Annotated in this window: 12 protein-coding genes; 7 read left to right on the forward strand and 5 right to left on the reverse strand. The window is 45.9% G+C overall.

All coding sequences use genetic code 11. The features are described from left to right. Positions 1-147: 147 nt before the first annotated feature. From GO755_RS32150 to GO755_RS32165, 4 genes are all read right to left on the reverse strand, one after another. The gene (locus GO755_RS32150) at positions 148-3,420 is read right to left on the reverse strand and encodes a hypothetical protein (RefSeq protein ID WP_157589536.1); all 3,273 of its coding nucleotides are present in this window, start codon (positions 3,418-3,420) and stop codon (positions 148-150) included. Between the two features lie 117 nt (positions 3,421-3,537). Beyond that, the gene (locus GO755_RS32155; protein ID WP_157589537.1) at positions 3,538-4,590 is read right to left on the reverse strand and encodes an NAD(P)/FAD-dependent oxidoreductase; all 1,053 of its coding nucleotides are present in this window, start codon (positions 4,588-4,590) and stop codon (positions 3,538-3,540) included. A 103-nt stretch (positions 4,591-4,693) separates the two neighbouring features. Further along, positions 4,694-5,410 carry a (d)CMP kinase gene (gene cmk / locus GO755_RS32160; protein WP_157589538.1) on the reverse strand — a complete coding sequence of 239 codons (717 nt, stop codon included), beginning with the start codon at positions 5,408-5,410 and terminating at the stop codon, positions 4,694-4,696. A 107-nt stretch (positions 5,411-5,517) separates the two neighbouring features. Continuing rightward, positions 5,518-6,069, reverse strand: a complete 552-nt coding sequence (locus GO755_RS32165) for a GNAT family N-acetyltransferase (RefSeq protein WP_227687168.1) — start codon at positions 6,067-6,069, stop codon at positions 5,518-5,520. Positions 6,070-6,315: 246 nt separating this feature from the next. On the opposite strand from GO755_RS32165, the gene GO755_RS32170 reads away from it, so the two are divergent. The 6 genes from GO755_RS32170 to GO755_RS32195 all read left to right on the forward strand — a co-directional run bounded on the left by GO755_RS32170 (position 6,316) and on the right by GO755_RS32195 (position 10,650). Further along, positions 6,316-6,792, forward strand: a complete 477-nt coding sequence (locus tag GO755_RS32170) for an SgcJ/EcaC family oxidoreductase (protein WP_157589539.1) — start codon at positions 6,316-6,318, stop codon at positions 6,790-6,792. A gap of 165 nt (positions 6,793-6,957) precedes the next feature. After that, positions 6,958-8,436 carry a histidine kinase gene (locus GO755_RS32175; protein ID WP_157589540.1) on the forward strand — a complete coding sequence of 493 codons (1,479 nt, stop codon included), beginning with the start codon at positions 6,958-6,960 and terminating at the stop codon, positions 8,434-8,436. Between the two features lie 12 nt (positions 8,437-8,448). Then, positions 8,449-9,231, forward strand: coding sequence for a LytR/AlgR family response regulator transcription factor (locus GO755_RS32180; RefSeq protein ID WP_157589541.1), 783 nt, complete (start codon positions 8,449-8,451; stop codon positions 9,229-9,231). A gap of 12 nt (positions 9,232-9,243) precedes the next feature. Beyond that, positions 9,244-9,462 (forward strand): hypothetical protein, encoded by a 219-nt coding sequence (locus tag GO755_RS32185; RefSeq protein WP_157589542.1) that lies wholly within the window; start codon positions 9,244-9,246, stop codon positions 9,460-9,462. Between the two features lie 41 nt (positions 9,463-9,503). Beyond that, positions 9,504-9,839, forward strand: a complete 336-nt coding sequence (locus GO755_RS32190) for a translation initiation factor (protein ID WP_157589543.1) — start codon at positions 9,504-9,506, stop codon at positions 9,837-9,839. A 94-nt stretch (positions 9,840-9,933) separates the two neighbouring features. Beyond that, positions 9,934-10,650 (forward strand): SDR family oxidoreductase, encoded by a 717-nt coding sequence (locus GO755_RS32195; protein WP_157589544.1) that lies wholly within the window; start codon positions 9,934-9,936, stop codon positions 10,648-10,650. Between the two features lie 50 nt (positions 10,651-10,700). On the opposite strand, the gene GO755_RS32200 is transcribed toward GO755_RS32195, so the two are convergent. Beyond that, on the reverse strand, positions 10,701-11,189 hold the full coding sequence (locus tag GO755_RS32200) for an ankyrin repeat domain-containing protein (protein WP_157589545.1): 489 nt from the start codon (positions 11,187-11,189) through the stop codon (positions 10,701-10,703). Between the two features lie 88 nt (positions 11,190-11,277). On the opposite strand from GO755_RS32200, the gene GO755_RS32205 reads away from it, so the two are divergent. Then, positions 11,278-12,426, forward strand: a 1,149-nt coding sequence (locus GO755_RS32205; protein ID WP_157589546.1) for an FAD-dependent oxidoreductase, incomplete at its 3' end; no start/stop codon positions are given.

Genomic DNA, 12,426 nt, shown 5'->3' on the forward strand with positions numbered 1-12,426 from the left:
GAGCCAGTAACTAATAGATTACTGGAGTGAGCGAATATACTTACCGAGCTTCATATATTAAGGAGGAATTTACTTTTCGGTGCCTTTCAACTCACAAAAAAAACCGCTCCTAAGGAGCGGTTTTGCCTTTATATCATTGTCTTTTTACTAAAAATCGTAACCAAGCGTCAGGTAGGCAATGGGCTTACCAACTGTCTTATCTTCAAGTCCCCAGGCATAGTCAAATTTCACAAAGTATCCGAAAATCATGGTTCGGACACCAGCTCCGTAACCGATCAGGAAGGGGTTTTTGAAGTTCGTCACAATAGCCCGGAATGGGATGCTCCCTCCCCCAACGACTTCTGTATTCAGGCTGTTTTGTTGACTGAACGGCCCGCTGCCAGTCCAGGCTGTTCCAATATCGGTGAAGGCTACTAATTGAAGATTTCGCAGGAAATTCGAGGTAATATTACCGCGATATAGGTAGCGAATCAACGGCAATCGAAGTTCGGCATTAAAGAGCATCGAGCTGTTCCCAGTAAGCTTTCCTTGCCGGAATCCTCGCAAAGGAGCGGCAAAATCCAGGAAGAAGACATCACGATAATCATAAGGAATTTCGTTGCGCATTGTGTTTGGAACTAGCAACGGATTCGACGCAACCTGTTCTTTCGGGTTAGGGCCAATCCAGTTTTCCATACCCCCTAATGTACTTTTCTTAGGGGCAGATCCACCCGACTGACTAAATGCGAAACGCATGGCCAGGATTAGATCGCGATGGATTTTCTGATAGTGTCTCAAATCGATTGACAGCCGTCGGAAACCATCCGCAGAAGACCGTAAGCCTGCATATTCCTCATACCGGATTTTGGCTTTTGTTCCTGTCAGCATATTCATGCCATTCACCTGCGTATTGTCGAATACAAATTCACCCCGAAGTCCTGCATAATCAGACACCCGGTCTGGTTCAGCGAACGAAGACAGATCTATCAGGCGAGTAATGGCATAAAAGGGAGACAGCGTAAATCGGCTATTCACTGAAATTGGATATGAAGCCGATACAGCAAAACGATTATATCGGTACTTCTGAAGTAATCCACCTCCGTCAACAAACAGAGTTTGGCGGTCAACCCGGGCACCATAGTCAATTCGGTGGGTTAAGTTTGTGTATTCGGCAAACAGGTCGCTATTACGTAATGTGTTGGTCAGGCTGATAAACCCACCCGCACGAAGCACATGGTTTTCCAGCAAGTCGGTCAGCGTCACATCCTGTGCATAGCCAAAACCCTTAATAGGATCAATACGCCAGTTAGAGGGAGCTTCATTAACCCCAAATGTAGCTTTATAATCAAATGGACCGCGAATCGTGATATTTTCCCGGCGACGATTTCGGGGCAATGTAGTTGTTAGACTTGGCAAAACTCCACCTGATCCTGTCCGACGTTGACGATATTCGGCAGATTTTAACACGTCAGGATCAAACTGGTAATTATCCGTATCCACTTCGCCGGGTTCCAACGCCAGCTTTCTAGCCTGATCAAGTTGCACTCCGGTTGTTGAGTTCCTGTTCGCAATACTTGTATCAGCGACCGTCCGATTAGTCTGTCTGGTTGTATCGGTTTTTACCTCTCCCAGGCGAGTGGCATTGGCGCGAACCGTACTTAGACTTCGCTGGGTAGGTGGTACCTGTACTGACTGGTTTAGATTTAGTTGCGAGCGAAACCCAATATACTCATCTCCATTTTTCAAACTGCTGTACACAAAGCCACCATTGGCCGGGTTAAGATCGTATAAGTGGAGACTTTGTGGAAAGGCCGTTACCTGAGTTACGGCTTTACTCTCGGTTTCGAGCCGATAAAGATTCCGGATACCATAAACATCGTTGAGGAAGTAAACCGTTGTTTCACTGGCCGGTATAGGCTGTGTGGCATGAAAAAGAGAATCTGTTAGCCGTACCACCGATAAATCACGAGCACTACCTTCATGCGTGAACAGCATCATGTGGTCGCGGATGGTTTTATACGATCCTTTGTCGACCCCAAGCGTATCTTCTTTTCGATTCGAGCTAAAGACCACCTGCCGAGCTGTACGCCCGATAAACGCTGGATATAAATCGTCGTAAAGGTCGTTCGTCAATTGTTGATAAGAACCACGATTAATACTGTACAGAAACAGATCGTTCTGCCCTTTCCGCTCTGCACTCAATATCAGACTACCCCCATCCTCTGAAGCATCCATCCAGACTACCTGCGATAATCCATTTACTTTACGCTTAAACTGGCGCTTGGCTCGTTTTTCGAAACCACTATACTGATATAGATTAGTTTCCCCAAGTTCATCGGTAATAATTAACAGATTATTGTCTTTCTGCCAGGCGACCAATGGTGTACTTGTATGGGTTGCCTGGCCATCGAGCCGATAACCTCCCGACAGAACTGTTGACTTTTTATGGTTAGCTGTGTTAACAACTTCTACATGAAATTTTCCATCCCGAAGAATTGTATAAGCAATGAATTGTTTATCAGGGCTCAGTTTCAGACTTATTAAAGACGATTTATTGTCAACCGAACTTACTTTAAGCTGAAAATCATCGGCACCTTGCTGATAAGACTGAGAGATGCTGGTGGCCATACCTGCGTAATAGTCCCGCCATTCGCGTAAAAACCGACTGTAGGGTACACCCAGCGTACTGGAAATACTACTTTGTTCATTTCGGATAATGCGTGTCAGGTTCAAAATATTCGACACATTATCGCGACCATACCGCTGAACAATATAATTCCAGATCGAATGTCCAACTCGCTCAGCTTCAGTTCCCGATAGCAGCGAAGGTTTTCTGACGGGACGGGTTAGTGAAACATCCCGCATATAGTCGTCCAGTTCCAGGCTATTCCCCTCGGCAATATACGAGGCAATACCCGGCATAAACCAGTCGGGCAAGGTGAGTAATAGAGAACTCTGAAGTGCATCTTTCAGGCTACCTCCGTAGAGCATATCATACACGAACAGCATAGCGATATCGTGTACAATTTGTCGCCGAAAGCTAATTTGATCGCCCGTAAACGCCAGTTCTACTCGGGATTTAGACAGATTCTGCTCCCGGCTGCTCAACCCGCTCTGCGAATTAAGGCCAATGTTGCTTTGAGCAAGCTCGGCAGGGGAGTTAAAGAGAAAGACTTTGACCCGATTATAAGGCGTATAACCGAGCAATTCAGTAATTCGATCAAACTCCGATTCGGCATACTGCGCCGTTAGGTTGGCAATCTGGTTACCATCCTGGTAATAGTAGATCTCGAAATTTGAGGTTCGAATGATTTTCCACTCGAAATTCCGGTATTGAATCCGGTTCTTTCCGAATCGCTCCAGCGACGGATAGTTTTGCGCCGTAGCCACACTCAACCCGCCTAGCCACAGGCATACTAACAGAATGTATTGATTTCGCATAACAAGACAACCAGTACGTCATTCGCCAATGGTGTAGAGAATGGCGTTTAAAGACTGAATACTACCAAAAAAAGATGAATTTTCGATGCATTACATCTACTATTCTGATTCGTGTTACTATAACGAAACATACCGGCTAATATTCGCTTCCGGCTCCAAATCTTCACCATCTAATAAGTAACGGGTAAACTGTTCCGCCAAATAAGGTGCTAGTGATACTCCTTTTGTGCCCATACCGCCAAAAATACCGACCGTAGGTTGGTTTGGGTGTAATCCAATAAACGGTCGCCGATCTTTGGTCGACGGACGAATACCGGCCTGCTGTGCTACAACCTGATAAGGCACTTTTAAAAGCTCACGAACTTTCGACTCTAAAAACTCGCGACCGTCATCCGTTGTTTGCCAATCCAGATCGTGCCAGCTATAGGTAGCGCCAATTTTTATTAATCCCTCCCGAACGGGTAAAATAAAGATTCCCTGATTGACTATAGTTGAGATAGAGTAATTTTCAACCATCGCTGTCAGAATCTGACCTTTCACAGGATTATAGGGAAGCCAATCAAATAACGGATTCTCACGCGTTTGAACTCCATCACAAAATATAACTTTCCCAATATCGATTCCTTTCCATTCCGCTTTAGTATCGCTGATTTTTAGTTCATCAAGACTAACTCGACCTTCGAAGTATTGATTTTTTTTAATAAAATAACCCTTGATAATTCTGACGAACTCGGTTAAATCCAGCCAGCCAGCCTGTGTTACCTCAAGCCCCCCGAACGGGTTATTAATAAATTGACTATAGCCCTGATTATCAACATTTTTCGAAATGTATTGTTGCACATCAGGGTCATTTGTTAAAGCTAAATAAGCGGTTTGTTCAGCAATTGACCGGAATGGACGGTAAATGTTTTTAGGATGAAAGAAGCGGACCTGGAGATCCTGTTCGATACTACTATAAAACTGATGCAGAAATGGGAACAACTCGTTCGCCTTCCAGGTATGAACGAGTTTTCGACCAGTTAGCGGATTGACAATGCCAGCAGCCACTGCCGAAGCCGATGGGAGAATAGGGTCGTCGGCCAGAATTACGGAACAACCTCGCTGGTCGAGTGTCCAGGCCAGTACCGACCCAGCCACACCCTGACCCACTAGTAGAAAATCGGCAGTCATTCGTTATTGGTGGAGTAAGTGAAGTGGGTGGAATAAGTAAACTAAGTGAAGTGGGTGGAATAGGTAGGACAGCGTCCTTATTTACTCATTCCACCCACTCCACTTACTCCACCAATAACTTTCTCCCCCGCTTACGATGAAGTTGGGCCAGACGCTGGTCGGCCAACTCGATCACCCAGTCGACCTGTTCTTCGATAGTCATGTGTGATGTATCCAGCAGCATTGCGTCAGGAGCCTGCACGAGTGGACTTTCGGCACGCGTCGTATCAATATGATCGCGCTTTTCTAAATTATTAATGATATCCTGAAGATTGACCAGTTCCCCTTTCGCAAGCAGTTCCTGTTGCCGGCGTTTAGCACGGGTATAAGTATCGGCAGTCATAAATACTTTTACTTCGGCATCCGGGAACACCTTCGTGCCAATATCCCGTCCATCCATTACAACACCCCGTCGACGGCCCATTTTCTGTTGTTGCGCCACCATAGCCCAACGCACTTCAGGAATGGCACTCACCTCACTAACAATGTTCGAAATGTACATTTTGCGAATTTCCTCCTCTACATTCAAGCCGTTCAGGCAGGTTTCGTTTCTGCCAGTACGGGCATTATGATTAAACGTAATGTGGATTTTTTCCAGAGCTTCTGTTACTTCCTTTTCGCTGGAAAGCGCAACGTGTTCCTGTATGAAAAACAGGCTAACTGCGCGGTACATAGCACCAGTATCGATATAACCATAGCCCATTCGGGCGGCTACTGCTTTAGCAGTTGTGCTCTTCCCGCAGCTGGAATATCCGTCAATGGCAATCACTATTTTCGGCATGAATAGTGGGTCCGCCGAAGCGGAAATGGTTTAACAAATTAACCACAAAAATGGCGTATAGTTAAGTAATTTTCTTTGGGGAACAGGAACAATACCTGACACAATGACTATCTACTTAACGCTTGATGTTCGATGCGGAGAATAGAGAAAATATGTTCGTCCAGGTATTGATTATTTTTAACCGCTGCTTTCCGATGAATTGCTTCATGCGTATATCCGGCGGTTTCAAGTACGCGCATGGAACCGATATTTCCTTCCAAAACGCACGCAAATATGCGATTAACCTGGAAATTCTGAAAGATATAATTTGTCATAATCGGTACAGCCTGGGTCATAACTCCCCTTCCCCAATAGTCTTCACTGATCCAGTAGCCAATTTCGGCATTGTACCGATAGATATCGTCCTTCACTGTAAAGCCAATATTGCCCACAGCCTGCCCGTTTATTTCAACCGCCAGATTGTTGGGTTGCTGATAGGATTTGTTTGAGCGTACCCATGAATGGGCGTCTCGAGGTGTATAAGGGTACGGAAAAAAGTCGCGTACGTTGTTCCAGATATGCCGATTGCTGGCATGTCGAACCAACGACTCTTCGTCGCCCTCCCGCCAGGGACGAAGTTGGCCGATAGAAAGAGGAAAGCAAATCAACGCAGTAGTCAAAGGAGCTCGAGGTTAATACGTCACTAACAACGCTTACAGCTAAATGTTAGCCCAACGCAGGTGTTTCTGACACATAAACTGCGTTTGGTTTTCCAATACTACGAAATTACTTTATCTCTCCCCTACCCTATTTCACTCCATTTGAATTGGTATTCGTCGGAAAATGCGAGTGGCCAGATTCCGAGTAGGATAGCTTTGAGTCATCTAATTCAGAAACAAGTCTTTCAAAGCCAGCTAGTCATCCATATGAAAGTAACAGAGGAGTTTAAAAAAGAGGCTTCTGAACAATCAGATGCAGCAGCTATTCGGCAGGTTTTTGCCCAACTGGCAACAGCCTGGGACCTGGGCGATGCGAATATCTTCGCCGAATGCCTGACCAACGACTGCGACTACGTTACGTTTGCTGGCCAGCACATTGTTGGCCAAGAAGCGAACCGGCAAATTCACCATGATTTATTCAATTCATGGGCACTCAAAGGCTCTAGCATGCACTCATCCGGACAACCATCCATTGCTTTTCTAAGTAACACAATAGCGCTTGTCCACTCTACGGGTACCATTAAATTACGCTTTCAGAAGAAACCCCCATTGGACCGACTCTCGATTCAAACAATGGTATTAATCAAAACAGATGGGCAATGGAAAATCAGGGCCTTTCACAACTGTCGCATTCAACAACCAGGCTTATTTCAGCGTTTACTCATGGCATTTAAACGTAAGTAGGCCATTCGGCGTCAATGCATAAACACCTGTTAACCAAAAGACTGGCAAGACTTAACGCGACTCGATAGCGTCAAATCAGATCATTGAAAAATTTGCTACATTTAAAGCAATCAGTACCAAACCGATGAATAAGTTGCCTAACACTATAAACTGAATACCGTAACAATGACCCGCGAACAACTCATCGGCACGATTGGTAAAAATGGCCGGCGACTCAATATGATGGGCTCAGACCTGGCTAATTTTGATTTTAGTGGCCTCGATCTGACACAGGCTGATTTCCGTTTCTCAAACCTCGATAAGGCTAACTTCCGGGGAGCTATTCTTAAGGGAGCTGATCTTAGTTTTTCAAACCTTAGTGGAGCTTCCTTCGCCGACGCCGATCTGTACGAAGCAAACCTAAATTTCTGTTCTCTGGAAGATGTCGACCTGACTGGAGCTAATGTGGAAGGTGCAACATTCAATTTCGCCGGGCGCAGTAAGTATCGCAATCCGGTAGCTGAATCTCGTCCAGAGCCAATTACGCTGACCACTATTCTGCAAAAACCGGGTTGGGGAACGCTTATCGGCATGATTTTAGGCGCTTTGCTGATTTACGGTTGTAACGCAATCATCTATTTTACGAACCTAATCATAACCGCCACCGACCCCCTAATGGCGGGCTTATATCGGTTCCTGATTATTCAGAATATGGCCAATGGGGCTATTGTTTTTTTACTAACATGGGCCTTATCGAGTTGGCTTACGCGTCAATTTCCGTCTATCTGGCAACGCCATCTAGTAGCTAGCTTTGCCGTTTTGATCAGCATTTTCGTCGTTAATACGGGCTTGTATCTTGTATTACTCAAGCCTTATCTTGACGAATTAGCGAAGCGGCCAGGAATTATTGAGAAAACGGCTCCCGGTTACATCTATGCACTGGGCGACTTATTGATTGCCAATGTTTTCCTGTACGTACTGCAACAGGGTCGTCAGCTCACCCGAAAATTGTCGGAGCAGGAGTTTCAACTGCTCAATATGGAAAAACTCAAAACGCGGGCTGAGTTAGATGCCTTGCAAGCGAAAATTAATCCTCACTTCTTATATAATGCCCTCAATAGCATTGCCAGTTTAGTGCATGATGACCCCGACAAAGCAGAAGAAATGACCTTGCTCCTGTCAAAACTCTTCCGATATTCTACCGGGCGTGATGGTGAACTATTTGCTACGTTGGCCGATGAACTGGAGATGGTTCGTACCTATCTGCAGGTAGAACAGGTTCGTTTTGGTAACCGGCTTACATTCAGCGTAGAAGTATCCGATCCAGCTCTGAATGACCTAAAATTACCGCAGTTTCTATTGCAACCCATTGTTGAAAATGCCATCAAACACGGCGTTGCCAAACGCGCTGACGCGGGCCGGATTGATGTTCGGATTTACGAAAAAAACGGAGAGCTGAATCTGTGCGTACACGACAATGGTCCGGGCTTCCCCGATGACATGGATGGTGGCTACGGGTTACGTAGTATCCAGGACAAGCTCAAATTATTGTATGGCAACGACGCCCGAGTCGAGTTGCAGAACTGGCCGCTCAAGCAGGTTCTGCTATCGATTCTGATGACCAAGATTAAAAGCAGCCATGCTTCGTTAACGCCTGAAGCTTAATTTCAACCACTTATGGTACTCCCCTTAAAAACGATACTCGTCGACGACGAATCACTAGCAATCAGTCGATTGCGCCGTCTCCTGGATAAACACCGCGATACTGTCGAAATCATAGGTGAAGCACCCAATGGAGCCGAAGGCCTAACGCTTATCGAAGCTGAACGACCGGATTTAATTTTTTTGGACATCGAAATGCCACTGCTTAATGGTTTTGAGATGCTCTCCCGATTGACAGCCATGCCAATGGTTGTGTTTGCTACCGCTTTCAATCAATACGCTATTCGGGCATTTGAAGAAAACTCCATTGATTATTTACTGAAGCCCATCGAAGCGGAACGACTAAACCGTACTATCCAGAAAATCAAATCATTAGCAGAACGTAGCGAGACGACTCAAACAACAGCTAATCCGATGACAGAAAGTGTTATGCGGCTTTTAGCGCAAATGCAACCGAAGAAAGAAGTCTATTCGATTTCGGTAAAAACGGGCGAAAAAATCAAATTGATCCCCCTTTCCGATATTGCCTTTTTCGAAGCTGAAGATAAATACGTGTTCCTCTCCACGATAGATGGTCAGAAGTTCCTCACGACATACACACTAACAACACTAAACGAGAAACTGCCCGATACGTTCGTGCGCGTCAGTCGATCGGTAATGGTCAATCGGCATAAAATCGCGGAGATTCATCGTCATTTCGATGGTAAGTTCATGCTGGCGATGACCGATAAAAAAGGGACGAAATTAACGAGTGGCAGTACATACGGAGATGCTGTTCGTCAGCTAATGGAGCTTTAAGAAACCGACCTTATGAAAGCTGCTACCGAGCGAAAAATCATTCGCTGGTTTCACATTCTGGCCAGCATTCCTATTCTCGGCTACATCTATGGCCCAGTTGCCGCACTTCCTGAACCCGCTTTTGCCGTTAGAGTCATTATTCTGCCGGCAGTTATTTTGTCAGGTTTCTGGCTCTGGCTTGGGCATTACGCTAAAAAGTGGTGGCGCGCAAGAAGACAAGCCGCTCACTGATTAGTCAAAACGCATTAGATTTGTTCATAAATGAGTTTTCTATGAGCAAGAAAAACCGCAACGGCGTCGTCTATTCCACCGACCCTGACTTTCAATACCAGTCTGACCAACAGGGTGAAGCAGAAACACTTTCACCTGCTCAGCAGAATCTTAAAATCTGGGTTGTCAAATTAGGGGGCAATAAGGTGGTTACCGCAATTCGGGGCTTCATTGGCACCGATGCTGATTTAGCTGACTTAGGAAAGCAGCTCAAAGCTGCCTGTGGAGCAGGGGGTTCTACTAAAGATGACGAAATTCTAATTCAGGGCGACCATCGTGATAAGGTACTTGCATGGCTTACAGGGAAAGGGTATAAAGCGAAAAAAGCAGGAGGTTAATTCTTCCCGCCATACAGTAAACCCTTCGCGGTCCTCTGGCGTTATTCTGCCAACATACACACAACTCATCTAAACGACGCGTATTGAATTACCCATGGCAGATAGTACAAAAACGGCGCTCATTACGGGCGGCTCAAAAGGCATTGGCTACGGCATTGCCGAAGTTCTAATTAAAGAAGGTATAAAAGTGGCCATTACCAGTCGCTCATCGGTGGCAGCCGAATTAGCAGCCGCTAAATTGAACGAAATTAAGCCAGGTTATGCTCTCGGTGTTGCTGCCGATGTCCGCGATCTAGCCTCGCAACAAAAAGCCGTAGAAGCCATTTTAGGCAAATGGGGGCAGCTCGACTACGTAATTGCAAACGCAGGCGTAGGACACTTTGCGTCCATTCAGGAAATTACTCCTGAGCAATGGCACGAAACCATTGACATCAACCTGACCGGGGTATTCTACACAGCCAAAGCTGCGTTGGAAGCCTTGAAAAAATCGGAAGGCTACTTCATCACGATTGCAAGTCTGGCAGGAACGAACTTCTTTGAGAATGGAGCTGCCTACAATGCCAGTAAGTTTGGTTTGGTGGGCTTTACGCAGGCCGTTATGCTTGATTTACGTAAAGAAGGTATCAAAGTATCCACCATCATGCCCGGCTCAGTGGCCAGTTATTTCAACGACCACGAGCCTAGCGATAAAGACGCCTGGAAGATTCAACCCGAAGACATTGGCCAGATCGTTTTTGACTTGATTCGCATGCCAGCCCGAACGCTCCCCAGCAAGATTGAGGTACGTCCAACCCGGCCAGGTGGAAAATAAGCAAGTCGATGGCGCAGGGGCGGGCACTTTAGTCAGGACCTTGCGCCATCTTACACAACATTAAACAGTTGCAAGACTTCTTCATTACCTTGTTGGTAGGCTAAATCCAGTGCATTCTGGTCTCGATTATTCCGAATAGACGTATCAGCCCCGTAATCGAGTAAGAGTTTCACTAACTGGTTCCGGCCAAATTGGACCGCAAACATCAGGGCTGTTCCACCATTCACGTTTTGAAGATTCAAGTCGGCTCCCCGGTCAATTAAGAGTCGGGCGACTTCTGGATACCCTTTAAACGAGACACCCATCAATGCTGTATTGCCGCCTACATCTTGTGCATTCACATCGGCATTAGCATCCAGCAGAACTTTAGTAGCATCCTGATGCCCATCGTAAGCAGCCACAATCAAAGGACTGAATCCTTTATCATTCTGTATGTTTATATCAATACCACTGGCAATCAGTTGATTTATATAGGAAACGTCGCCTTTACGAGCGGCATCGAAAAGTAAATCGTCGGGATGGTTTGCGTAAAAAGACATCGTGAACCGTATGGTTAAAAATTGGTTGTAAATAAACAGATAAACACGTTGAAATGAATTTTTTGTTTTAAAATCGATCACTAACCTCATGCCACAGGCCCCTCAAAACAAGGAAAATCGAACGACACGCTGTTGTATTGTTGGTGGTGGACCAGCCGGAATAATGCTGGGCTTTCTGCTGGCCAGATCGGGTGTTGAGGTTATCGTTCTGGAAAAGCATAAGGATTTCCTCCGTGATTTCCGAGGAGATACAATTCATCCATCAACGCTGGAATTACTGGTTGAACTGGGCCTCATAGACGAGTTTCTTAAACTACCTCATCAGGAACTCCGGGCAGTTACCGGAACCATTGAAGGACAGATAATTCCCATAGCCGACTTCGCACACTTGCCCACAGACTGCAAGTTTATTGCCTTCATGCCTCAGTGGGATTTCCTGAATTTCTTGGCTGATAAAGCCAGACAATTTCCCACTTTCCATCTGTATCTGGAAACAAAAGCGACTGATCTGATTGAAGAAAATGGAAAAGTCGTTGGCGTACGCGCGACTAGCTCTACTGGTGAATTAGACATTAGAGCCGATCTGGTGGTCGGCACAGACGGACGAACGTCTATCATTCGGGAAAAAGCAGGACTACCCGTCCAGGATTTCGGCGTTCCAATTGATGTACTCTGGATGCGCATCCCGAAAGATCCTGCGCTTGGAGAAAGGTCATTGGGGTATTTCAAATCCGGACGATTCATGGTTCTAATTGACCGACAGGACTATTTTCAGTGTGGCTACATCATCCCAAAAGGACAATTCGAACCACTTAAACAACGAGGACTCGAAGCCCTTCAAGCCGATATTCTGAAGCTGGCCCCTTTCGTTGGTGACTATGTAAAAGAGTTAACTTCCTGGGATCAAATCAGCTTACTTACTGTCAAAATTGATCGCTTACGAAAATGGTATAAACCTGGTCTCTTATGCATTGGCGATGCGGCTCATGCGATGTCACCAGCGGGTGGCGTAGGGGTTAATATGGCAATTCAGGATGCTGTTGCCGCAGCTAATCAGTTGACGGCTTCGCTCCAAAAAGGCCCTGTAACGATAGCAGAATTAGACCGTATCCAACGCCGACGGCTGTGGCCGGTTCGAATTATCCAATCGGCTCAAATCTTTGTCCATAAACGATTTATCAATGCATCGATGGACAAACCTGCTTCGTTTCCTCCCTTTGTTCTCTGGCTGTTCAAA

The sequence above is a fragment of the Spirosoma arboris genome (assembly GCF_009754945.1).
Classification (GTDB): Bacteria; Bacteroidota; Bacteroidia; order Cytophagales; family Spirosomataceae; genus Spirosoma; species Spirosoma arboris.

Excerpts from the sequence above, each read along its gene's own strand:
- GO755_RS32155 (WP_157589537.1), bottom strand. The coding sequence starts at position 4,590 with ATGACTGCCGATTTTCTACTAGTGGGTCAGGGTGTGGCTGGGTCGGTA.
- GO755_RS32200 (WP_157589545.1), bottom strand. The coding sequence starts at position 11,189 with ATGTCTTTTTACGCAAACCATCCCGACGATTTACTTTTCGATGCCGCT.
- GO755_RS32175 (WP_157589540.1), top strand. The coding sequence starts at position 6,958 with ATGACCCGCGAACAACTCATCGGCACGATTGGTAAAAATGGCCGGCGA.
- GO755_RS32150 (WP_157589536.1), bottom strand. The coding sequence starts at position 3,420 with ATGCGAAATCAATACATTCTGTTAGTATGCCTGTGGCTAGGCGGGTTG.
- GO755_RS32180 (WP_157589541.1), top strand. The coding sequence starts at position 8,449 with ATGGTACTCCCCTTAAAAACGATACTCGTCGACGACGAATCACTAGCA.
- cmk (WP_157589538.1), bottom strand. The coding sequence starts at position 5,410 with ATGCCGAAAATAGTGATTGCCATTGACGGATATTCCAGCTGCGGGAAG.
- GO755_RS32195 (WP_157589544.1), top strand. The coding sequence starts at position 9,934 with ATGGCAGATAGTACAAAAACGGCGCTCATTACGGGCGGCTCAAAAGGC.
- GO755_RS32170 (WP_157589539.1), top strand. The coding sequence starts at position 6,316 with ATGAAAGTAACAGAGGAGTTTAAAAAAGAGGCTTCTGAACAATCAGAT.
- GO755_RS32185 (WP_157589542.1), top strand. The coding sequence starts at position 9,244 with ATGAAAGCTGCTACCGAGCGAAAAATCATTCGCTGGTTTCACATTCTG.
- GO755_RS32190 (WP_157589543.1), top strand. The coding sequence starts at position 9,504 with ATGAGCAAGAAAAACCGCAACGGCGTCGTCTATTCCACCGACCCTGAC.